Annotated in this window: 17 protein-coding genes; 11 read left to right on the top strand and 6 right to left on the bottom strand. The window is 34.8% G+C overall.

Going from position 1 to position 23,917, the window contains the following annotated elements; translation table 11 throughout:
* Positions 1 to 143: 143 nt before the first annotated feature.
* From LY01_RS02330 to LY01_RS02340, 3 genes are all read right to left on the bottom strand, one after another.
* Entirely contained in the window at positions 144 to 5,669 is a 5,526-nt protein-coding gene (locus LY01_RS02330) for an alpha-2-macroglobulin family protein (protein WP_245890610.1), read from the bottom strand.
* 382 nt (positions 5,670 to 6,051) lie between these two features.
* The gene (locus LY01_RS02335; RefSeq protein ID WP_104514193.1) at positions 6,052 to 6,666 is read right to left on the bottom strand and encodes a hypothetical protein; all 615 of its coding nucleotides are present in this window, start codon (positions 6,664 to 6,666) and stop codon (positions 6,052 to 6,054) included.
* Between the two features lie 208 nt (positions 6,667 to 6,874).
* The gene (locus LY01_RS02340) at positions 6,875 to 9,019 is read right to left on the bottom strand and encodes a TonB-dependent receptor (protein WP_104514194.1); all 2,145 of its coding nucleotides are present in this window, start codon (positions 9,017 to 9,019) and stop codon (positions 6,875 to 6,877) included.
* A 278-nt stretch (positions 9,020 to 9,297) separates the two neighbouring features.
* Between LY01_RS02340 and LY01_RS02345 the strand changes: the two genes are divergently transcribed.
* The 11 genes from LY01_RS02345 (at position 9,298) to LY01_RS02400 (ending at position 21,218) form a co-directional block, all read left to right on the top strand.
* A complete protein-coding gene (locus LY01_RS02345) occupies positions 9,298 to 11,160 on the top strand; it encodes a M1 family metallopeptidase (RefSeq protein WP_104514195.1) in 1,863 nt (620 codons plus the stop codon).
* Positions 11,161 to 11,328: 168 nt separating this feature from the next.
* Positions 11,329 to 11,700, top strand: a complete 372-nt coding sequence (rnpA, locus tag LY01_RS02350; protein WP_104514196.1) for a ribonuclease P protein component — start codon at positions 11,329 to 11,331, stop codon at positions 11,698 to 11,700.
* A gap of 222 nt (positions 11,701 to 11,922) precedes the next feature.
* Positions 11,923 to 13,566, top strand: coding sequence for a S41 family peptidase (locus tag LY01_RS02355; RefSeq protein ID WP_104514197.1), 1,644 nt, complete (start codon positions 11,923 to 11,925; stop codon positions 13,564 to 13,566).
* Positions 13,566 to 14,654: an OmpA family protein gene (locus LY01_RS02360; protein ID WP_104514198.1), complete on the top strand. Its 1,089-nt coding sequence runs from the start codon at positions 13,566 to 13,568 to the stop codon at positions 14,652 to 14,654. The genes LY01_RS02355 and LY01_RS02360 overlap by 1 nt, the downstream gene beginning before the upstream one ends.
* A 58-nt stretch (positions 14,655 to 14,712) precedes the next feature.
* Positions 14,713 to 15,045, top strand: coding sequence for an ArsR/SmtB family transcription factor (locus LY01_RS02365; protein ID WP_104514199.1), 333 nt, complete (start codon positions 14,713 to 14,715; stop codon positions 15,043 to 15,045).
* A 51-nt stretch (positions 15,046 to 15,096) separates the two neighbouring features.
* On the top strand, positions 15,097 to 15,570 hold the full coding sequence (locus LY01_RS02370) for a DUF6428 family protein (protein WP_104514200.1): 474 nt from the start codon (positions 15,097 to 15,099) through the stop codon (positions 15,568 to 15,570).
* A gap of 17 nt (positions 15,571 to 15,587) precedes the next feature.
* Positions 15,588 to 16,199 carry a low molecular weight phosphatase family protein gene (locus tag LY01_RS02375; protein ID WP_104514201.1) on the top strand — a complete coding sequence of 204 codons (612 nt, stop codon included), beginning with the start codon at positions 15,588 to 15,590 and terminating at the stop codon, positions 16,197 to 16,199.
* A 4-nt stretch (positions 16,200 to 16,203) separates the two neighbouring features.
* Positions 16,204 to 17,235 (top strand): ACR3 family arsenite efflux transporter, encoded by a 1,032-nt coding sequence (arsB, locus tag LY01_RS02380; RefSeq protein ID WP_104514202.1) that lies wholly within the window; start codon positions 16,204 to 16,206, stop codon positions 17,233 to 17,235.
* Positions 17,236 to 17,354: 119 nt separating this feature from the next.
* The gene (locus tag LY01_RS02385; RefSeq protein ID WP_104514203.1) at positions 17,355 to 18,155 is read left to right on the top strand and encodes a hypothetical protein; all 801 of its coding nucleotides are present in this window, start codon (positions 17,355 to 17,357) and stop codon (positions 18,153 to 18,155) included.
* A gap of 468 nt (positions 18,156 to 18,623) precedes the next feature.
* Positions 18,624 to 18,956, top strand: coding sequence for a DUF6660 family protein (locus tag LY01_RS02395; RefSeq protein WP_146080358.1), 333 nt, complete (start codon positions 18,624 to 18,626; stop codon positions 18,954 to 18,956).
* 51 nt (positions 18,957 to 19,007) lie between these two features.
* Positions 19,008 to 21,218 (top strand): TonB-dependent receptor, encoded by a 2,211-nt coding sequence (locus LY01_RS02400; protein ID WP_104514206.1) that lies wholly within the window; start codon positions 19,008 to 19,010, stop codon positions 21,216 to 21,218.
* Positions 21,219 to 21,288: 70 nt separating this feature from the next.
* On the opposite strand, the gene LY01_RS02405 is transcribed toward LY01_RS02400, so the two are convergent.
* The 3 genes from LY01_RS02405 to LY01_RS02415 all read right to left on the bottom strand — a co-directional run bounded on the left by LY01_RS02405 (position 21,289) and on the right by LY01_RS02415 (position 23,838).
* On the bottom strand, positions 21,289 to 21,495 hold the full coding sequence (locus tag LY01_RS02405; RefSeq protein ID WP_104514207.1) for a YgaP family membrane protein: 207 nt from the start codon (positions 21,493 to 21,495) through the stop codon (positions 21,289 to 21,291).
* Positions 21,496 to 21,567: 72 nt separating this feature from the next.
* A complete protein-coding gene (locus LY01_RS02410) occupies positions 21,568 to 22,176 on the bottom strand; it encodes a Crp/Fnr family transcriptional regulator (RefSeq protein ID WP_104514208.1) in 609 nt (202 codons plus the stop codon).
* Positions 22,177 to 22,209: 33 nt separating this feature from the next.
* Positions 22,210 to 23,838 carry an aryl-sulfate sulfotransferase gene (locus LY01_RS02415; protein WP_104514209.1) on the bottom strand — a complete coding sequence of 543 codons (1,629 nt, stop codon included), beginning with the start codon at positions 23,836 to 23,838 and terminating at the stop codon, positions 22,210 to 22,212.
* Between the last annotated feature and the right edge of the window lie 79 nt (positions 23,839 to 23,917).

Consider the following 23,917-nt stretch of genomic DNA (forward strand, 5'->3'; position numbering starts at 1 on the left):
CGGAATGACGCAACAATCTGTATTTAATTATTTAAGTACGTTGACATATTCTAACACCGCAAAACCCCTTATTTAATTCGTACACGAATTAAATTTTCCCCTTTTAAAAAAGGGGAAAGCTTAAAAATCGTAATTGAAAATATCTATCTCACCACCTCAATCCATTGTCCTTTATTTCTCACGATATAATCTACATCATACATCGCTTCACATTGTAAACCTGGTAGATAGTATTTACCTAAGTAACTGGCGTTAATAGTAGTTTTAAAAGTAAGCGTTTCTTTACCTTTTAGGTCAAAATAATAGTTGACACGATCGTCTCTTATGTCTGTGTAATCTATACTGCTGTTAGTTTCTTGTGCTCCATAATCTGTAAATCGAGTATTTACTATTTCCCAACCAGATGGTAAGATTTGAGTAAGTGCTACATCTTCTATTCTAGAACCAGTTGTGTTAGTAATAGTAGTTACTGCAGTAATTTCTGTTCCTTGAGTCACCTTACTTACATCTACCGTATTTCCATCTTTATCGGTATAGGTAATGGTAGCTCTTAAATTACTTTGTGCTGTTTTTTCAGTCCCAACTGGTAATTTACCTGTCATAGCATTGGTGATAAAAATCGTGTTACTACCGTTGTTTTTTACAGTAACGGTTGTTTGATTTTCGTCTATATCTAGATTGCGATTTGCGATGCTTTTTATACTCGATACTTTACTAGTTTTACCTTTAAAAGTATATTCTACGTTAACGCCTTTACCACCTATGTGGTTTGCATATTTACTGATAGCAATAAAACTATAAGCTAGTGCTTGCGTGTTATAATAACGGTCAGAATCTAAGTTTCTAGCCATTTCTTCCATAAGTTTTCTGGCACGCTCATCCTTTTTCATGATCGTATAGGTTTCTAACGCCATTGCACGATTACGTTGTGGAGATCCATAGGTTCTATAATCGTATTTCTTAGGTTGAAAATCTATATTACTCTTTGAAAGAAGCTCTTCAGCAGCCTTGTTCTGACCTACTAATGCATATGCTGCAGCTAGTCTCAACTTACTATCGTTAGAAAGGTTTGCGTTTTCGCGTAAGCGGTTCATAGAAGATAAATCTGGTGCTCCTGCTACTGCTAGTGTGTATAATCTATAGGCTTGGTACAAGTCATTGTGATTGTTATAACGCCATTGTTTTGCCACTCTTTTTTGATAAGCAATCCAGTTAGATTTGAACGAAATAGGAACTGTATAACCAGCTTTTTCGGCCTCGATAATGAAGTGTCCTGCATAGGTTGTACCCCAGTCATTTACACTACCACTGCCTGGCCAGTAAGAGAAACCACCGTTTGCTTTTTGGTAGTAACCTAATTTATTTATCGCTGCCTTTATATTAGAACTGATTTCTTTTTGCTGATTGCTATTTAAATCAATCACGCTGGCAAGGTGCAGTTGTGGAAATGCTGCACTAGTGGTTTGCTCTACACAACCATGTGGATAACGTATTAAGTAATTTAATCGTTTACCTATGTTCATCGCTGGTAAACTAGAGAATGAAATAGTAGAAGCGTTGCTTCCTTTAGTTCCAAAAGGGTTTACAGCAATAGTAGCTGTTTCTCCTACTTTAAGGATTGCTTTTTCTGAAATCGTACTGTATGGATTTGGGTTGACCACATCTATTTCTGTCTCATAAGCAGCGGTCTCTCCATTTCCTCTTGCAGAAAGTTTTAACTTTGCTATTCCAGATGCATTCTTAACTTTTACATCAAAATAAGCGATTTGATCTCCTGTTTCTGTAAATTTTAATTGCTGTGTATTGCCATTTAATAACTCAAAGAATGGTGAGTTTTCTAAGGTCACTTTTACATCTTTTACCTTATCATCCATAGCAAAAATGGTAACCGGTAATTTTACTGTTTCTCCAGGTGACAGCTTTCGCGGAAGCGATGCCAGCATCATTAATGGTTTCTTTACTGGAGTTGCAACCTGGGCACTACCGTAGGCTTCACTGCGGTCATTACCAGCTACTACCATCGTGCGCACAGAACCTACATATTGAGGTATGTTAATAGTGTGCGTTTTTTTCTCGCCTGGTTGAAGTGTAAATGGTCCTAAGTGAATGACCATAGGTTTAAATCTATTTGCTTTCTTAGCCTTAGAAGCTGCTGCGCTACCATCACCACCTATAGCAAATGCGGCATCTATACGACCTCCATAAGCACCGATAACATCGTCAAAGATGTCCCAAGTCTTTACTCCTAGCGCCTCACGTGCAAAGAACGTGTCCCATGCGTTAGGTGTTTTAAAGTTAGTTAAATCTAGTAATCCTTCATCTACAACGGCCAGTGTATAGGTCATTGCTTTGTTATTTTTCTCACTTACAGTAACCTTAGCGCTAGTTTTAGGCGCTAGTTCTTTAGGCATCTTAATTTGTGGTTCTAGATGCGTTGCCGCATTTTCTACTAATAATGGTATGACACCATACATTCTCAATGGAAGATCGTTTGCCGTTTGTGCATGAGGTTGCAAATAAGTGATATGCACATACACATTAGGCACATAAAGATTATTGAGCGGTATGCTTACCTCTGTTTGTTTGTCTTTAGTTTCTGCCCATTGTGCGTCTAGAACTTCGGTTCCATTCTCTACGGTGATTAACGCGCGTCCACCTGCGGTAGACGGGAATGTGATTTTTGCGTTCTCTCCTACTTTATAGGTTTTCTTATCTGCATTAAAAACAAGCATAGATGCCATTTCTGGATCTACTTTACGGCTTTTTCCTGCCCAACCTGGCCAGTCTACATAAATAATTTTACCGGTAGAATGTCCTGATTCTGGATCATAAACGCGCACTAAATATCTTCCCCATTCTGGATATTTAAGTGAGAATTTAAAGGTTCCTTTACCGCTAGAGTTGGTATTGATCGTGTTGTTATACACTTCTTCTCGGTATTCCTGAGCTTCATATCTAGAAAGGCTACCTGACTGAGATTGCCACCACCAGCGCCAGTTTACTTTATAAACTTTTACCTCAAGATTTTGAGTCGCCTTAGGGTTACCGCTTTGATCTACAGTTACTACATCAAATTTATGATCTGTATCTGTAAGCAACATTCCTCTTTGCTTGTCTCCTGGTGGTACGTTCATACCTACATAGGTATCATAAGGAGAATAGGTTTTAGTAGTCACATTTGTACTGAAGTCTCCACCGTTTTCATACACCTTAGTAAGGAAACTCGCTTTTAACATTCCTGGAGCTTGAGAATCCATGTTAGGTTCAAAATCAAAACTAGCGTTTCCACTTTGATCTAACTGACCATCAAAAATCTCTGATTCTTGAAGATCAAAATATCTTGATGGATCATCAAAAACATAGCTCTCATACTTTTTAAAACTTGTAGTAGTTGCATAATACTTTGCCGTAATATTTGCTTTAAGACCTTTGGCAATTGCGCCGTGCAACCACATACCATTTAAAGAACCGTATACATTATCTCCGGACTTAATTATTTCTTGATCAAAAAATAGTTTCACCTTTAAACGGTTGGGTTTAATGGTTTCTATTTTTAGTGTTTTATTAAAAGTAACACCACCTACCTCAACTTTTGCATTCCAGTTTCCTGTCGGCGCATTATCATCTGTTTTTAAGTCAAACTGGTAGAAGTTATTTAATCCATTTTTTTGCACATCACTATGCGTGATTTTACCATTAGGATCTCTTAATTCTAATTTAATAGGATGACCGTTAGGTAATTTATTATCGGCATCATTAAGCATAAAGGTGAGGTAAATATTATCACCAGGGCGCCACACGCCTCTTTCTCCATAGATGTAACCTTTAATTCCTTTACTTAATTTTTTACCAGAGGTATCAAATTTACTTACCGACAGTGCACGACCGTCGTCCAGTTTTACATAACCATATTGATTATTATAAGTAACCTGTGCAAAGTATGCTGGTTTATCTAGTCTTATGTCTAATAACCCTTGATTATCTGTGCGAGAACTAGCTATCTCTTGTTGTTGAAAGTTATATAATTTTACTTGTGCACCACCTAAAGGTCTGGTAGTAATGATATCATTTACTGCTATTAAATAACTGTTATCATCTCCTTTTTTAACGGTTATACCTAAATCACTTGCTAGGACATTTGTACTAACTGATTTATTTCTATAGAAAGAATGAGAGCATGGATCTTCACGATCTCTCCAGTTATAATCATAATAACCGTACTCGTCATCATAATAATAGTTTTGTGCACTATCCCAACTGCTAGCCTCAAAGGAATCGTCGTAATCTATTTCTTCTACTTCTGGCTGATTCTCTGCCGTGTATTCACATTTATAAGCACTGTATGCCAGCTTATATTTAAACTCTACTCTATAAATAGCTCCAGGATCTGGAGCGATCACCTCACTAAGATCTACAGAATATGTATTCCATTTATTTACATCGTTACCTGTTGCTTTAATATCTATTACTTTGCGAGCAACTGGTCTACCTACATTACGTAGATTACCTGTAGAACCTATATTATTGTTCTGTAAAAACTGAAGTACGTTATTATTAAATACTTTATAAACCCAAACGTCTACTGCATTAAGATTAACCGCCTTAAAATTAATTTTTGAATTTTGAGAAGACGGTAAAATTGTTCCCGATCTCACTAGTTTTACTTCTGGATTTACTTGTTCAAAAGCAATGAAGCTAGAAAAGCCATTTTTAAGTTTATAACCAGCCACGCTAGAAATACCTGTAAAAACCTCAACCTTTTTAGAACCAGTCACCGTTTTTGAAGGATATACCTTCAATTCATTACCATTACTTTCAAATTTCATTTTATCAACACCTTCTATCTGGATCATTCCATCTAGATTTTGTCCCTTTTTTATAGGATCAGAAAAGTTGATTAAAATGTACTGTACATCTCCATTAACCAGTTCAATATCGGTTACAGAAAAACTGTTTTTACCAGGTAGTGTAATCGTGTTATTACCTTTATCGGCGACGCCTATACTATTTCCATTCCATGAAATTTCTACTTCACCATCTTCTACAGGTCGTTGTATGCTGTCTATTTTAAATTCAAAATATTTACCGAGTGCCGTTGAGTTAGGGAATTTTACCGCTAGATTTTTACCATTTAATGTTGCGGTAACTAACTTCTTTGCATTTTCTAAATCCATGATATCACTAGAGCGTATGGTTCCATTGATATATTGATAATCGCTTTGATAACTTCCTACAGGATCTGTACCTACGATAAAGTCTTGAGCAATGGTTTTAAAATTAAAAGTAAATTCTTTTAAATCGTCACTTACCTCTCTTACTTTATCCAGCTTAAACTTCACCTCATATTCCGTATCTTCTTTTAAAGGTTTTTCTGGTAAAAAAGATACCGTTTGTGCATCTAGAACTGTCAATTTACCAGAAGCACTAGGATTTAATTTCACCCAACTAGCATCTAATTCTTTGCCTACAGTCCACCCTTCTACAGGTTCGGTTAATTTGATAACTATAGGTTCTCTAGTAGAAATTACATGATCAGAAACCTGACTGACGTATTCCCTAAATTTGAACAATTCATTTTGTTGTTCTTGGAGTTTTTCTTCGTCAGTTTTTGTGTTACAAGAAGCTAGAATAAGCAACGAAAACAGGAATAGAAGTGCTTTTTTGATCAAAATAGGTTGGTAATTAGTGGTTAGTTGAGAATTTCTATAAAATTATAGAAACTAATTGAGGTGCAACTAGATAACGCACAGTAATTTTAAAATATTTTGTTTTCTAACTAATAAATTGATTTAGTAGAGATTCGCTTTCGCGAAAGCGGGAATTGATTAGCGATATCTGATTTTTGATTTTTTTACTCAACCGCAAACACCCTTTGTCCTGCGGACATTTCCCTCGAGGGAAAGCCTGAATATAGAGCTAAGGCGATAAGATCAAAAAGTACCGTCTCTGAATATCGCTGAGACTAACACTGCCTCTGAAAACTATTTCAAAAGAAAAATGCCAAGAGGAACACTTGGCATTTTAAAATAGATTCAATAAATTTTTAGGTACTTACTCACATTCCTTTTTTGCATCTAGTGCACCGCTTTTACCCCAGCTAGGGTTAAAACCAGTTGGCTTTTCATTTTCAAATAATGTGATGGCTTTATCAATCTCACCGCAATAAGGAGTAATATCTTTACCGAAGAATTTTGCACTACCCATTAACCATCGCGCTCTATTACTTATTACTCTTGGGTTTTCTGGAGCTATTTGAATCGCTTTTTCATAAATCGCATTAGTCTCACCAGACAGTTTCATACCATAAACACGGCTGTCGTATTGAATCCAACAGGTGTTTAACATACCTTGTAAGACCATTATTTCTGGGTTGTTTTCAGAGAGCAATTCTGCATTATCTATAAATTCTTGTGCCTTATTCATGGTTAATAAAGTTTGTTCTTTAGGATTATTACCCCAAGACCCATTGATATTACATAGCGCTGCATAGTATGATGGCAACCAGTTTTCTTTTTCTGCTTTTGCGACACGTTCAAATTGTTGTGATGCTGCCTGTAAATCTGTTTGCATTAATTCCAGTCCTTTTTTCATGGCTTTTTCATATCCAGATTGTGCGGTAAGAGTTAATGTGAAAAATAAAATTAAAGTAGTAGCTATAGTTCTCATAATAAATAATTTACTTGATTTATGATACAATGATAATGGTGATCTCGCTTTCGCGAAAGCGGAACAAACCCAACTGTAAAAACTAGTATCTGAATTGTTGTTTTGACATTTTTATTCCACCGCAAACACCCTTTGCCTATCGGCATTTCCCTCGAGGGAAAATAAGAATTGGGTGTTTGTGATTTGTAAATACTGATTTCGTTAATTCTTACAGATTATCCAACTGATTATCGCTGCCGCCTATGGTCCAAAAGAAACCTACAAAGAAGAAACGGTCTGCTGCCTGGCCTATCGTACGACGGTTAAACTGTCCTTGAACATCTGGTGTGTCGCTGTATTGATAACCAAAAACGTTATCTCTACCCAACACATTTGAAACTGAGAAGTATAATATCTTTTGTTGATCAATAAGGTAGGCCCAATTAAAATTAAGGCTTTGGAACGAGCTGGTTTTATCGTTTAAGAAACCTGTCTTATTTGCATTAGTAAATGGACGGCCGCTGGAATAATTAAAGGTGGCTCCTATTTGAGATTGTAGGTCTTCTATCCAGTATTTAGTCACCATACTGAAGTTATGATCTGTTGCAAAATTAGGTGTTGCCTCTATAGGGTAATTACGGAACTGTCGTTGCGTATCTAAATAAGAGTAACTTACCCAATAATCTAGATTTTTAATAGATTTCTCATCTCTCCAGAATAGATCTAATCCAGCGGCATAACCGTCACCATCGTTACTTAAATCGCTATCAAATTGTACACGAGTCGTGTTGTATGTTAATAACTGATCGTATTTTTTATAATAAGCCTCTGCTCTAAACATGCGATCGTTCTTTTTATAAAGGAAGTTTGCGATGTAATGTTGGGCATTTTCTGGTTGGAGTTCTTTGTCATACTGCTGCACATTATTTTGAGCAGATTGATAAAAATTACCATAAGCTAGAGAGAATTGTGAAGATGGATTGATACTTACCGCAGCGCTTAATCTTGGTGACACTTTAAATTGATCACTGGCTCCATAATAGTCGCCACGTAAACCTGCTTTAAAGGCGAGATCTTTAGAAACAAAAACCTCAGCCTCTGTAAAAGCACCGGTTATTCCATGATTAATACCGGTTTCAAAAGTGTCGTTTTCCATTAACACATCTTCCTTATAATTAATAAGAAACTGTTCTACACCCATGTTGATTTTAAAGTAATTATTGTATCGTTTTTGCAATTTAAATTTAGCATGCAGTGCATTTTCTACAGCATCTATTTTTGTGGTTTCTATGGTCATGTCATTATTATCATGTGCTAGACTTAAACTTGTTTCTATATTCCAACTATCTGATAAATAACCGTTATAATTTAAATTACCATAATAATTTCTATTTCTTAATCCAAAATAGAAGCCTTCTTCTATATCAATATCTTCTTGAATCAATGCTAGATCACTATAGGAATATGCACTGTATGCTTTAAAAAGTCCTTTATCAAATTGATGTCTAAAAACAGCTTCGGCATTAAGAGACTGATAGGGTTTTTCAAATTGATTATTCTGGGGAACCAACTCATTATACGGAGCTAGGTTAATGTATTGGGCATTTAAACTAATGCTGTTTTTACCCCAAATTTTTGTGTTGCCCAAATTAGCTCCTAAACTCATGATTCCTATTTCGGTTTTTTCTTCTTTGGGCACATCGTTTGTATTTAAGAGTAATACACTAGAAAGTGCGTCCCCATACTCTGCGCTATAACCACCGGTAGAAAATGAAATACCGTCAAATAAGAACGGTGAAAAACGACCACGTGTAGGAATGTTACCAGTAGTAGGTGTAAAGGGTCTGAAAACACGAGCACCATCGATAAAAATTTGGGTTTCTTCTGCACTACCACCACGTACAAAAAGGCGGCCGTCGTCTGCATTATTAGATGTTCCCGGTAGGGTCTGTAACGCACCTACAAAATCGCCCACCGCACCAGCCGTAGTAACTATATCTAACGGTTTTAAAACACTGGCCTTAGAACTATCTCCTGCACTGAAACTTCCTGCGCTTAGGACTACGGTGTTTAATGCGTTTAAGCTTTCGCGAAAGCGTAATTTTAAACCCACCATATCTACTATAAGAGCTTCTAATCTATAATCTTCATAACCTATATAGCTGGCAATTAATATTCCTGTTGAAGTTTCTTCTGTAGAAAATGAGAATTTTCCTTCGATGTCTGTAGTAGTACCGTCATAAGTACCTTCTAGGTAAACATTTACACCCATAACAGGTTGTTTTTCTTCATCTAGTACAATACCTGAAACAGTAGTTTGCGCAAAAGTAAAAGAGGCAATTAATAGACAAATAATCGAGAAAAGCGTTTTCATATCTTGTGGTTTGATAAAACAAACTTGCGACCGATCAAGGCTTTTTAAAATTAAGGATGACTGAATTGTAGAATTTTGAGAATGGGTTGTAAAAAGGAAGTTGAAGTAAACAGGTCATTGTTCTAGATAGCAGCACTGCTTCAATCTATCATGAAAATGAAACTATGTATTTTACAACAGAGCAATCAAATCAAAAATATGCTGTCGTTAATCATTTTTAAACTTCCAATTCGAGTTCAGTTACGTTATCCTTATCTTAGCAACATTAAAATTATCTCATGAAAAAAATAGCTTTGATTCTTACAGCTGCTATTGCACTAGCAGGTTGTAGTTCTTCTAAAAATGTAGTCTCTAGTCAGGACGCTAGTTCTGGTACGTACTGGCAGCAACATGTTAATTATGACATGGATGTAAATATGGACGTGGACCGTTATCAATATACTGGTAAGCAAAAACTGGTTTATACTAACAATTCTCCAGAGACACTAGATCGTGTGTATTATCATTTATTTTTTAACGCTTTCCAGCCAGGTAGTGAGATGGATGTACGTTCTCGCACTATTGCAGACCCTGATAGAAGAGTAGGTTCTCGCATTGCGGCATTAGAACCTAATGAAATAGGTTATTTACATGTAAGCAACATGACACAAGATGGTCAGGCTGTACTTGCAGACGAAGAAGGAACTGTACTGGTTGTAAAACTAGCAAAGTCTCTTGCTCCAGGTGAGTCTACTACACTAGAATTAGATTTTAATGGTCAGGTTCCTGTACAAGTAAGAAGAAGTGGACGTAATAATAAAGAAGGTGTTGCGCTTTCTATGACACAGTGGTATCCTAAAATGGCCGAATTTGATAAATACGGTTGGAATACCAGTCCTTATATAGGTCGTGAATTTCACGGTGTTTGGGGAGATTTTGATGTAGAACTTACTATCGATAAAGATTATACCGTAGGTGGAACAGGTTACTTACAAAATCCTAAAGAAATAGGTCATGGTTATGACAAAGCAAATTCTGGTCCTGCAAAAAGTAAAGATGGAAAATTAAAATGGCACTTTAAAGCACCTCAAGTACATGACTTTGCATGGGGAGCAGATAAAGATTTTATACACGATATCTATAAAGGAGCAAATGGAGTAGATCTTCATTTTTTCTACAAGGATAATGAAGCGATCAAAGAGAATTGGAAAAAATTACAACCTAAGACTAACGAGTTCTTAAAGTATTTTAATGAGCATGTAGGTGATTATCCTTACAAGCAATATTCTGTTATACAAGGTGGTGATGGTGGTATGGAGTATGCTATGTGTACTTTAATTACAGGAGAGCGCAGTTTTGGTAGTCTTGCTGGTGTTACAGCTCATGAATTTGCACACTCATGGTTCAACCATATTCTTGCAACTAACGAGTCTAAAGACGAGTGGATGGACGAAGGTTTTACTACTTACATTTCTAACTATGCAATGAATGCTGTTTTTAATGAAGGTAAAGAAAATCCTAACTCTGGTTCTTATAGAGGTTATATAGGTCTTGCAAATTCTGGTAAAGAGCAACCACAAACTACTCATGCAGATCGTTATGCATATAACGCAGCATACGGCACAACAGCTTATTCTAAAGGTGCTGTTTTTATGGCACAATTAGGTTATGTAGTAGGTGATGATGTACGTGATGATATTATCAAAGAATATTACAATACATGGAAATTTAAGCATCCAGATCCTAATGACTTTAAAAGAGTTGCAGAGCGTGTAAGTGGTTTTGACCTAGAATGGTACTTAAGAGACTGGACTATGACTACAAATACTATCGATTACTCTGTAGAAAACATGAGCACACTAGATGGTGTAGATGTCATTACTTTTAAAAGAAATGGATTAATGCCTATGCCACTAGATGTAGAGGTAACTATGAATGACGGTAGTAAAAAAATGTATTACATACCATTATCTGAGATGCGTGGTGAGAAGAAAGTAGCTAGAAATGTAACTACTGTTGCAGACTGGGCTTGGGCATACCCAACCTATGATCTAGAATTAGACGGTGTTGATATGAAAAACATAAGAAGTGTCACCATAGACCCTAAAGGAATGATGGCCGATGTGAATAAAGAAAATAATACTTGGCAACTAGAAGAATAGATTTCAGTTAACAGTCGCAGTTTTCAATAGGCAGTCTTTTTAAAGGCTGCCTATTTTGTTTTCTATTATTCTAAACACTCGCGGTATGCGCATCTTTTATGGCTAGAGTAGGTAAACCATCTTATCCATTCACCCATTAACAAACTCAAAGACTATATTTGCAGCGCTATGAAATTAACCCTAGGCAGAAATAAAAAATTAAAAAGCAAAAAGGCTACAGACTTAATTTTCAGTGATGGAAAATCATTGAGAAAAGGGCCTTTGCGTGTCGTTTATTTCATAGAGCCTACCACTGCAACACAACATCAAGTAGGAGTGAGCGTAGGAAAACGTTTCTTTAAAAGTGCCGTAGACCGCAATCGTGTAAAACGATTAATGCGTGAATCTTATAGACTGCATCAAGAGTTATTACCTGTAACAAATGGTGTCCATTTAAAGGCTATGTTTATATTTCAATCTGGTAAAATGCCTGATTATGAATATGTCGAGCAGCTTACTAAAAAGCTGTTGAAGGAGTTAAGCAAGAAAATTGCTGTGTAAGATTATAGAGAGTAAAAAATAGAACACTAATAATAAAATTGTTAGGAGCTTAATCGAAAACGATAACTATTCCCAATACCTTTTACCCAAAACCTCATCCCTTAAAACTGGCACTAACCTTGCGTACAATTGTTTAAAATAAGTGTCGTTAGTAACTATTATGGTGTTTCTTACTATTTATCCTATATTTAATGCACCTTACTTGAGCCACAAATAAAGAAGATGAGTCAAAAGATTAATATAAAAAGACAGATCCTGCTACCTATCGCTGCAGCTGGATTATTATTTACTACAGCTAGTTTTCAAAACGATTTTTTTGAAATCGCAAAGCAGATTGAGATTTTTACAGAGATGTATAAACAACTCAATATGAACTATGTGGATGACACAAATCCAGCAGACCTTATGGATAATGCCATAGAAGGAATGCTAGAAGGACTAGATCCATATACCGTATACTGGACAGAGCAAGAGGTAGAAAAATCAAAAATAAACCGCCGTGGTTCTTACACCGGTATAGGTGCAAACGTGCGTACTAAAGAAGATAAAATTACCATCATTGAGCCTTGGAAAGACTATCCAGCAGATAAAGCTGGACTTAAAGCAGGCGATGACATCATAGAAATAGATGGTGTAAAGATTAAGGATTATAAAGAAAACGCTGGTGATTTATTAAAAGGATCTGCCGGGACAGAGCTTAGTATTACCTACACACGCCAGGGAAAAAATAAAACCACAACACTTAAAAGAGAAGGTGTAGAGGTAAATGCCGTACCATTTTATGAAATGGCAACACCAGAAATAGGCTATGTGGTCTTATCTAAGTTTAATGAAAAAGCATCTAGAGAGACTAAGGCTGCTATAAAAGAATTAAAAGAAAAAGGTGCTACTAAAGTTATACTTGATTTAAGAGGTAATCCAGGTGGGTTATTAAGTGAAGCTGTAAATGTTTCTAATCTTTTTATTCCTAAAGGGAAACTAATCACCAGCACACAATCTGTTGTTTCTAAATACAATAGAACATATCTTACTAAGCGCAGTGAAGAATTTGAAGGTATGAAAGTGGCCGTACTTATTAACGGTCGCAGTGCCAGTGCTAGTGAGATAGTAAGTGGTAGTATACAAGACTATGATCGTGGTGTGATAATAGGTGCAAGAAGTTTTGGTAAAGGACTTGTACAACGTCCTAAACCACTTTCTTATGGTACACAGGTTAAGATTACCATTTCTAGATATTACACACCTAGTGGTCGTTGCATACAGGCACTAGATTACTGGAATCGTGATGAAAATGGAGATGCTGTACGAACTAAAAAAGAAGATTATAAAGCCTTTAAGACCGTAAACAGTGGTCGTACGGTTTATGATGGTGGTGGTGTAGAACCAGATATCAATATAGAGTCTGCAGTGTATTCACCTATTACAACAGCACTTCTTAAAGAAAATTCCATATTTGATTATGCTACAGAGTATTATTATAAGCATCAATTTAATTCTATGGACGAGATTCAGTTCACAGATGCAGATTTTCAAGAGTTTGTATCATGGATAGAAAAACGTGGTTTTGAATTTGAGACGGTTACAGAGTCCGCTTTCGCGAAAGCGTACCAAACAGCAGCAAATGAAGAACTAGATGATGATATTAAGAACTCTTATGAGATCATGCTAGAAAACATCAAGACAGCAAAAAAGAAAGAAGTAGTAGATAAAAAAGCCGAAATTAAAAGTCTACTTACCGACGAGATTGTGAAGAGATACTTCTACAAAGAAGGCCTTTACAATTACCAGATTAAATACAATCCAGAAATAAGAGCAGCCATAGAAGTCCTTAATGATGAGGGAAAATACAATCGCATACTCAAATAATGAATTTTATAAAACTAGTAACTCCATTTTTTTTATTCCTTGCCCTAGTAAGTACAGCCCAACTTACAGAAACACATTCTGTATACTTTGATCTAGATAAAGATCAGTTTCCATTTACCGAAGGAAAACAACTCAATTCCTTCTTTGATGACCTGTTATATAAACCGCTCCTAGATGTAAAAATATTAGGTTATTGTGATGATCGTGGTTCTTATGAATATAACCTAGATCTATCTAATAGACGTGTAGAGACCGTTTCTAAATGGTTACAAGAACATTCTATTACTGTAGAACATATTTCTAAAATCATAGAAGGTCGTGGAGAGGTAGCTCTAGAAGAAGGCTCTGAAGAGTTATCCATAGAAGATGAGCGTGCTCAAAACCGCAGGGTAGATATTATATTCTCGCTTAAAGAAAGTATAACACAACGCCTAGAAATAAAGAAATTAAATAAAAGTGATCTTACTACTAGTGAGGCAGTAGAGATAAAGACCTATGAAAAGAAAGTGGTAAAGGCTGTCTTAAAAGATGAAAAAAGCACCGTTGCCATTCCTGTATCAAAGAATTCTAAAACAACACCTCAAGAAAAAGTAAAAGAAACTGCACCGGTAGAACCTACAGAAAGTATAGATGATGAGTATCTAGATATACCTACAAATCTAGATCCGCCGGTGGATAATACACAAGAACCTTTTAAATCCCTACTAAGTAAAAACCTTAAAAAAGGTCAAGTTATTAGGTTAGAAAACATCTTATTTTACAAAGGTAGATCTACTGTCCTAGAAGAATCACAACCGCTTCTAGATCGTGTTGCAGAAATTCTTGTTGCACGTAAAGACATACATTTTGAAATACACGGTCATGTATGTTGTATCAACCCTGTATATAAAGATGCCTATAATCGAGACACAAAAAAGTCTAATCTATCTCATGATAGAGCAAAGGCTATCTTTTTTATTCTTAAGAAAAGTGGTGTCTCTTATGATAGAATGAAGTACAAGGGATTCGGTCGTACTAAGCCATTGGGCGGTATCGATAAGTTGGACCGTAGGGTAGAATTATATATTACTAAGATAGACGAACAGTAAATTTTTAATATAAATTATATCTAATTAGTTTTTATATCGTAATTTTACGATTAATATTATGGGAGTTACTAAAACCGAAAAATTTACCGAGCATCAAAATCAAGTGGCGCGCATGGCCAAAGCTCTTGCGCACCCTGCTAGAATAGCTATTTTAGAATATCTATTCTCTATAGATTCTTGTGTGTGTGGTGATATAGTAAATGAAATAGGTCTTGCACAACCCACAATATCACAACATTTAAAAGAATTAAAAACAGTAGGTTTAATAAAAGGTAATGTAGAAGGTACCAGTGTGTGTTATTGTATCCATCACGATAACTGGCTATTAATGAAAAACATGCTTTCTACTATTCTAGATTTAGATACTAAATCTATAGATAGTTGTTGCTAAAAAAATTTACTATTCTTAATCGTAATATTACAATAGATAAAAATTAAGAACATGAAAATATCAGAATTTAAAACAGTACTCGCAGCCCAAGAAACTATTAGTTTTCAACTACCAGATGGTAGCCTAGTTCCATCACATTTTCATGTGACAGAGGTAGGTAAAGTAATTAAGCATTTTATAGACTGCGGTGGTACAGAGCGATTAGAAACTGTAATTAACTTTCAGTTATGGGAAGCAAATGATTATGACCACAGACTTCACCCAGAAAAACTAGTTTCTATTATCGAGCTTTCTCAAAACAAACTGGGGTTACCAGATGCAGAAATAGAGGTAGAGTACCAGGCTGGTACCATAGGTAAATATGGTATAGATTTTAATGGTACATCATTTTTACTAACTAATAAGCTAACTGACTGCCTTGCAAAAGACGCCTGCGGTATACCACAAGAAAAACCAAAATTAAAACTAATAGATGTACAGACAGACGCTCAAAATTCTTGCGCACCTGGTTCTGGATGTTGCTAAATTCATAAAAAATAGTCATGACATTTACTACCATAGAAAATACTATCGATACGTTAGATACGGCAAGTATTGCAGAAGAACGCAAGCAAATTCTTGATAAATTAACCGGATATATACAGCAGAAAGTAGATCAAAAAGAGTCTATTAACCTCAACTTTATCTGTACTCATAATTCTCGTAGAAGTCACCTAGGCCAGATATGGGCACAAACGCTAGCTAACTTTTATAAAATAGAAAACTTGAAAGCCTACTCTGGTGGGACAGAAGCTACTGCAGTTTTCCCTAAAATTGTGGAAACCATGAAAAATCAAGGTTTTCAAATAGAGGTTATTGAAGAAGGAAAAAATCCTTTGTATGCAGTATACTTTGATGAGGATTGCGATCCTGTAATTTGTTTTTCTAAAGTATATGATGATGTCGATAATCCAGAAAGTGATTTTGCAGCGATTATGACTTGCGATAGTGCAAATGAAGGATGTCCTTTTATACCTGGCGCAAATCAACGAGTAGCAGTTACTTATGAAGATCCTAAAAACTCTGACGGTACACCACAACAGGATGAAGTCTATAGATTAAAAAGTCTAGAGATTGCTACAGAATTAAAATATGTATTCTCTCAAATAAAGTAAAGTTATGAGTGCTAAAAAATTAAGCTTTCTTAATCAGTATTTAACGCTTTGGATTTTTCTAGCCATGGCCATAGGAGTAGGTTTAGGATATGCCATTCCTGATATTGCGAGCTCTATAGACTCTATGAGTTCTGGAACAACTAATATTCCTATAGCGATAGGGTTGATATTAATGATGTATCCACCACTCGCAAAGGCAGACTATAAATTGTTACCTAAAGTTTTTAAGAATACTAAAGTTCTAAGCATCTCTTTATTACTCAACTGGATTATAGGACCAGTTTTAATGTTTGTACTCGCATTAGTCTTCTTACATGACTATCCAGAATATATGGTAGGTCTTATTTTAATAGGTTTAGCGCGATGTATAGCGATGGTACTGGTATGGAATGATCTTGCAGACGGTTCTCCAGAATATGGTGCAGGATTAGTAGCTTTAAACAGCGTTTTTCAAGTATTTGCCTATTCCTTTTATGCCTGGTTGTTTATAACCGTGTTGCCACCTTATTTTGGTTTTGATGGTGCGATAGTAGATATTTCAATACCTACCATTGCAGAGAGTGTTGCTATTTACCTAGGTATTCCATTTCTTATGGGTGTACTAAGCCGTTATTTTTTAGTAAAAGCCAAAGGAAAAGACTGGTATGAAAATGTATATATACCAGCTATTTCACCTATTACCTTAATCGCATTATTGCTTACCATCATTTTAATGTTCTCATTAAAAGGCGAGTTGATTGTTCAAATACCATTTGACGTACTATTAATAGCTGTTCCATTAATGATCTATTTTATAGTCATGTTCTTGATAGGTTTCTTTATTAGTAAATACCGCGGTGCTAGTTATAGTGAAAATGCAGCTATCGCATTTACCGCAGCAGGTAATAACTTTGAACTTGCTATCGCAGTTTCTATTGCTGTTTTTGGACTTAATTCTGGTCAGGCATTTACTGGTGTCATCGGGCCGCTAGTAGAAGTTCCTGCATTGATACTGCTGGTTAGAGTAGCTTTCTGGTTAAAGAAGAAGTATTATTAAAAGCTTTTTAAAATTTAGATAACATATTTTACGGTGAACAGATTTGAAATCTTGTACTTTGATAAACTACGACGATATTTGTAAAACAGATTGATTTGCTCACTAACTAAACTAATACAATGATAAATAGATATGTTATAGTACTAATTGGAGCTTTCTTTTGCAATACACTTCTTTCTCAAAGCATTCCAAAAGATTATATTTTTACCAACAACGACACTATTTATGGCTTTGTAATTGGTGATCAATTAAAGGTATATGATAATATCACTAAGCAGTTTGATTATTACAATTTAAGAAAAGTCGATTCCTTTGTGAGAAATAAACAGAAATTTAAAAAATTTGAAAAAGAATATTACGATGGTATTTATGAAGATAAAGAAACGGATTCTTTATTTATAGAGGAATATTTTATCAACCATATAAAGAAAGAAAAACGATTACCAGATTATATAGTCAAGGAAAGTAATGACACTATCTACAGTATTATTTATAAAAATATTTTTGGCAAACCGTACTATATAGAAGATTCTAAACTAACTAAAATTAGTCCTAAACAAATTAAGAGTTACCGATTCAAAAATAAGATTTTCCAACGTTTGAACCAGCTAAAGAAAAAGGGTGCTTTTTATGAAGAAATCATTGTTGGATCATTAAGTTTGTATGGTATTACCAAAAAAGGACATCACGTTCTACCTATTGGGGTAGTAGGTATGATGCCTATAATACCCTATAAAGAAGTTGATTATTATGTTTTTGAAAACGGTAAATTAAATAGAATTCATAAACTTACAAGAGGCGTTTGCAATCGCCTTTTCAGAGAAAATCCAATGATCTGGAATGAAATGAAAAGAAATAAATTAAATAAAAATAATCTTCCTTTGATAGTTGAATATTACAATCTTTTACAAACTCAATGACATATTTTGCGGTGAATAAAAACCTTATTTGCCGCATATTTGCGTTGAATAAATTACTATTTAAAACTGAAAATTTACTTCAAAATAATAGCCTTAGCATCTTACTGCTGCATCTTTTTAATGGGTAGTATGATTCCTGTACCGTTTATTTTATGGTTAATTTTTAAACCATTTAATCCAGATTCAAGCCTAGATTTCACGTTTGCAGTTCTCGGTTCAGTTGGATTTATTAGTTGTTTATTGACTTTTATAAAACTAGGCTCCATAACAAAAGTCCTACTGGAAATAATAGCATTTTTACTGCTTTTAAGTCCACTAATTTATAAGTTAGATGCTTATCCAGAGATAAAAGGTCATTACTTTTTTGTTATTCCAAGTCTTAGTTTTATAATATTCTATCTGCTCCACTTTATAAGTTTAGGGACAAAGAAGTTTCAGTAATCAAATGACCATCCTTATCTTTACCGCGTGAAATTCATACTATTCCTTTTTTCGTTTTACTTCCTGGGACTCAACATCATGCCATGTAATGATGTAGAAGGCCAGTCTCATGATGAGGTAGAACAAGTTGTAGATACTGGAGGTTTTGATAATCAACAAGATCATGATCATGAAGATAAAGATGATTGCTCACCATTCTGTCAGTGCAATTGCTGCTCTGTACACGTAATAACTTACCTTTTTGAAACGCAGGAATTGACCGATATTCCTGAAATCAATTCACAAATTTCTTCTTATATCAATCCATTTTATGATGGATATGATGGCTCTATTTTACAGCCACCACAATTAAATAGCTAGAATTTATTGGGAGTATTATGCTCCATTTTTTAGACTATTTAAACTTATTACATGAAAAAACTTATTTTATGCAGTGTGTTGTTGCTGTGTTACGCTTTCGCGAAAGCGCAATCTAAAACAACCTATGATATCAACATTACCGTTGTATCAGAAGAAGATAACGAACCCTTGTTAGGGGCAAATGCTATTATCACAACCCTTAAAAAAGGGGCAATGTCTGACATTAATGGTAAAGGAATTATAAAAGATGTACCGGCAGGTACTTATGAACTTACCGTTTCTTATGTAGGACATGAAAGTAAAACGATAACAGCAGTTATACCAGATCAATTAAACTATAATTTTAATCTTCATGAAGTAGAAGGTGAACTAGACGAGATAGTCATACAGTCCACTCGTTCTTCTCGTACTTTTAAACGTACACCTACACGTATAGAATTAATAGGAGGAGAGGAGCTGGTAGAAAAGACCGCTATGAACAGTACAAATATCGCTATGATGTTGCGAGAAAGTACTGGGATACAAATGCAACAGACCTCACAAAGTAGTGCTAACCAGTCTATACGTATTCAAGGTCTAGATGGACGTTATACACAGCTTTTAAAGGATGGTTTCCCGCTTTATGGAGGTTTTGCTGGCGGATTAAGTATTATGCAAATACCGCCGCTAGATATTGCTCAATTTGAAATTATAAAAGGTAGTTCTTCTACTCTTTATGGTGGTGGTGCTATCGCAGGACTAGTTAACATGCAATCCAAGAGACCAGAAGAAGAAAAAGAACTGGATTTAATGCTGGTAGGAACTCAGGCACTAGGTATTACAGGAAATATATTTTATAGCGCTCGTAAAGAAAAATGGGGAGTAACTCTATATGGTAGTGCAAACTCTCAAAAGGAATACGATCCTGATGGAGATAATTTTTCTAATTTACCACAAGCACGTACCGTATCTCTTAATCCCAAAGTTTTTTATTACCCTAGTGATAAAACTACGGTATGGCTAGGTCTTAATGGTACTTATGACCAGCGTAAAGGTGGTAATCTAGATGCTATCAATGATGAAAGTAATGCATATACCGAAGAGAATATTTCTAGAAGATTCAGTACACAAGCAGTTTGGGAAACTAATCTAACAGACCATTCTAGTTTTCAATTTAAAAATAGTATTGCTTATTTTAATAGAGAACTATTGATACCTAGTATGGACTTTAAAGGAAGTCAGGTGAATACGTTTACAGAGGCTAATTATAAAACTAATACGGATAAAACGGACTGGATTTTTGGTGGTAATTTATACACGTCGGACTTTGATGAAGATGCGGTAATCAATCAAAGAGATCAAAAAGATCTTACTGCCGGATTATTTGTTAATAACGTGACCGATTTAAGTGATAACTGGATACTAGAAACAGGTTTACGCACAGATTTTACTACAGATTGGGGTTCTTTTATTTTACCTAGAGCTTCTATTTTATTTAAATCTGATGGTAGATTTACCAGTCGTCTAGGTGGTGGTCTAGGTTATAAAATTCCAGATATTTTTACGGAAGATGCTGAGAGATTAAATTTTCAAAACGTACTAGCGATCGATAAAAATGAACTAGTAGCTGAGACTTCTTATGGGATGAATCTAGATTTTGACTATGGATTTGCTATTACAGATCAGATTAATTTTTCAATAAATCAACTCTTTTATTTAACAGCTATTGATAACGGTCTACTACTTAATTCTAGCACAACTAGTCCAGGTAGTTTTGAGTATAGTAATGCTAGTGATCTAACTTTAAGTCGCGGTGCAGAAACTAATATAAAGTTTACCTACAAAGACTTTAAATGGTTCTTAAACTATGCCTTAATCGATACACAACTTAATTACTTAGATGGAAATCCTGAAAAACCATTAACTGCAAAACATAATGCTGGTAGTGTTATTATGTATGAAAATGAAAAATGGCGCATAGGTTATGAAACCTATTATACAGGAAAGCAACTACTATTTGATGGGACAGAATCTAGAGATTATTTATTAATGGGGCTACTGGTTATGAAAAACTTTGACTGGGGAAATCTATACATGAATTTTGAAAACCTGACAGATAGAAGACAAAGTCGTTATTCACCTACGGTAACTATAGATGCTGGTGGTGCACCTACTTTTAATGAAATCTATGCTCCAACAGATGGATTTATATTTAGTGCTGGTGTGATATGGAAACCATTCGGTAATAAAAGTCACCACGGTCATGGACATCATGATGATTAAGTGATTTCTAAAAATAAAAAGCTCGTTTTGATAAAATTATCAAAACGAGCTTTTTTTATATGTAATAAGATTACTTTTTAATAGGACAGCTATTAATGCCTAAAACAGCGTATAATGGACAAAAGTTCATAAAACTAGTGGCTAATAAAACTCCACCTACTATTAATAAAATAACGCCTAATGTACCTGTAACAACATTAGTAAAGAATAAAATAGATACTACTACTGCAAATAATATTCTAATTATTCTATCGATGGTTCCTAGATTTTTTTTCATGACTTATACCTTTTTAAATTGAGGTACAATAGTAGTCTAGTAGCTCGTTATAAAAAGTGACTAAAGTCACAACTATAAAATTTTAATAGATTGATGTGATAGAACAAGCTTATTCTCGTTCTCTAACTTCTTTAAAATACGGCTTATTACTTCTCTAGAAGTTGCTAGATCGTCGGCTAGTGCTTGATGAGATATCTTTATAATCTTTGTATTAGATAGAGTTGCTTTATCATGCAGTAGACTTAAAACACGCTGATCCATTTTATGAAATACCATGTTTTCTATGGTATGCAATAAGTCTGCATAGCGCATTTCATATTGTAAGTTAAAAAGGACATTCAACTCTGGATATTGCTCTAGCCATTTTTTAAGTCTTTGCGCTGGTAATAGAAGAATTTCAGTCTTTTCTAGAGTCTGTGCATAAATCTCGCTAGTACCATTCTTAATACCTGCAGCAAATGACATTACACAACTCTCACTAGATTTAATGTGATAGAGTAACAGTTCTTTATCTTCATGCGTTGTATACACACGCAATAGACCTTTTAAAACAACTGGAATTACTTTTACATACTGACCCTTGCGCAGTATTTCTTGTTGTGTAGGTACAGTAATAATTTCACATTCTCTCGTTAATAATATAATTAACTCGCTTTTAAAAAATGGGAAAATGTTTTTCAAACTATATATTTTTAATAACTAAAATTAGTTGTTTTATTTAACAACTAATTTTAATATCTGAGAATCATTGCTTTCTCCTACCTTAAGTAAGTATATACCACTGTTTAGAGAAGATACATCTAGTCGCGTGAAAGAATCTCCCTGTATTAAATTTACATTTTTAATCAATTGTCCTAATGTATTATAAATCAATATAGTTTCATTATCATTAGCAACTACATAATTTATAAAAACAAAATCACTCGCAGGATTAGGATATAACTCTATTTTATTAATCGTAGTTTCTTCTATTCCTAAACTCGTTGTACAATTTGCTGTAACAGTATTAGAGCTCTCTATGGTGCCAGCAGGTGTTAATATTCTTCCATTAAAGGCAGAATAGCTATCGGGATAAAAAGTAGCTCTAAACACTGCATTTTGAGTAGGAGTAATACCTTGATTAATCACACCAGAACCATTTATAGGGTTAATATATCTCCATACTTCTGAACCGTTAGTATCTACTTCTATAAATTCACCAGTAGGACCGCTACAAATCAACACATTTCCATTAGATAGTAATTGAGAGCCTGATATGTTTTGAGCATATAGGTTTTCTGTATTTCCAGCATTATATTCATAAGAGGCGCTTGCAGGTAAATATGGCAAGGTTGAATTATATGTAAATCCTGTTTGTGGTGTATCGATAATCTCTACACTAGAAAAATTTCTTCCTAGACCGTTATTAAAAATCATCAACTGTCCAGCATATGGAAAACCAGTTTCTATCCAGTACACATTGTGCTGTCCATAGAGTTTTTGATCACTTGCTGTTCCCATACCATAAGCCGCAGGGTTACCCCAACGGTATAATAAATCACCACCTTTTAAAGAATTACCACCAGCATGACTAGCCGCTTGTGTAGTAGTTGTACTATGATCTATAATCCATACCTCATCAAAATTATGTACACTTATAACTATTTGATCTAGTGCTGCATTATAATCTACCGAATTGAAGTGAATCCAGTCTTCTTGATTTGCAGTTGCTTTATAATTTAAATCCACAAGTTCTTCTTCTATAACGGCACTATAATTAGGCTTATTTGTATCAAAATCTTGAGTAAGATGATCCCAAAGATGCCATTCCCAAACTATATTACCTCCATTTGTACCTACTGGTTGTACTTCTATTATTTTTTCTGACCATAAATCATTAGGTACTTGTGCAGGATTTCTACCTTGTGCAATAGCCATTGCAGCCGTTTTTAATTCCCATGAAATAATCAAAATATTACCGTTAGGCATCATTTTCACATCATGATGTTGCAACTCTGTAGTGCTGGCAACTGTATAACTCCACACTACATTTCCATTCCAGTCTATACGTTCTATAAGACCGCCTTTACCGCCAGCATTAAACGATTGATTATTTACATTTCCTGTACGTAATAAATCTCCATCTGGTAGTAAGTAAACAGACTGTCCCGGTCTATTATTACTGCTCCATCTATGCACTTCATTGCCACATTTATCTATTAAAAAAGTGTCTTGACTAGAAATAGGAGCAAAAAGCACATAACCATTATCTAGATTTCCTGCAGTATTATTTTGTAAACCTACGGTTTGAGCATTTGTAAAAAGACTCAAAATAAATGCAATTGACAATAAGTAATATTTCATAATCTTCTTCTTTAAAGAATTTACTATGTGTGATATAAGTATGCTTTCGCGAAAGCGGAACACTTATAAATAATACTAG

The sequence above is a fragment of the Nonlabens xylanidelens genome, from assembly GCF_002934445.1.
Classification (GTDB): domain Bacteria; phylum Bacteroidota; class Bacteroidia; order Flavobacteriales; family Flavobacteriaceae; genus Nonlabens; species Nonlabens xylanidelens.

Coding starts and splice junctions, on each gene's coding strand:
- LY01_RS02360 (WP_104514198.1), top strand. CDS start 13,566: ATGAATTTTATAAAACTAGTAACTCCATTTTTTTTATTCCTTGCCCTA.
- LY01_RS02335 (WP_104514193.1), bottom strand. CDS start 6,666: ATGAGAACTATAGCTACTACTTTAATTTTATTTTTCACATTAACTCTT.
- LY01_RS02400 (WP_104514206.1), top strand. CDS start 19,008: ATGAAAAAACTTATTTTATGCAGTGTGTTGTTGCTGTGTTACGCTTTC.
- LY01_RS02375 (WP_104514201.1), top strand. CDS start 15,588: ATGACATTTACTACCATAGAAAATACTATCGATACGTTAGATACGGCA.
- LY01_RS02385 (WP_104514203.1), top strand. CDS start 17,355: ATGATAAATAGATATGTTATAGTACTAATTGGAGCTTTCTTTTGCAAT.
- LY01_RS02365 (WP_104514199.1), top strand. CDS start 14,713: ATGGGAGTTACTAAAACCGAAAAATTTACCGAGCATCAAAATCAAGTG.
- LY01_RS02345 (WP_104514195.1), top strand. CDS start 9,298: ATGAAAAAAATAGCTTTGATTCTTACAGCTGCTATTGCACTAGCAGGT.
- LY01_RS02405 (WP_104514207.1), bottom strand. CDS start 21,495: ATGAAAAAAAATCTAGGAACCATCGATAGAATAATTAGAATATTATTT.
- LY01_RS02415 (WP_104514209.1), bottom strand. CDS start 23,838: ATGAAATATTACTTATTGTCAATTGCATTTATTTTGAGTCTTTTTACA.
- rnpA (WP_104514196.1), top strand. CDS start 11,329: ATGAAATTAACCCTAGGCAGAAATAAAAAATTAAAAAGCAAAAAGGCT.
- LY01_RS02370 (WP_104514200.1), top strand. CDS start 15,097: ATGAAAATATCAGAATTTAAAACAGTACTCGCAGCCCAAGAAACTATT.
- LY01_RS02340 (WP_104514194.1), bottom strand. CDS start 9,019: ATGAAAACGCTTTTCTCGATTATTTGTCTATTAATTGCCTCTTTTACT.
- arsB (WP_104514202.1), top strand. CDS start 16,204: ATGAGTGCTAAAAAATTAAGCTTTCTTAATCAGTATTTAACGCTTTGG.
- LY01_RS02355 (WP_104514197.1), top strand. CDS start 11,923: ATGAGTCAAAAGATTAATATAAAAAGACAGATCCTGCTACCTATCGCT.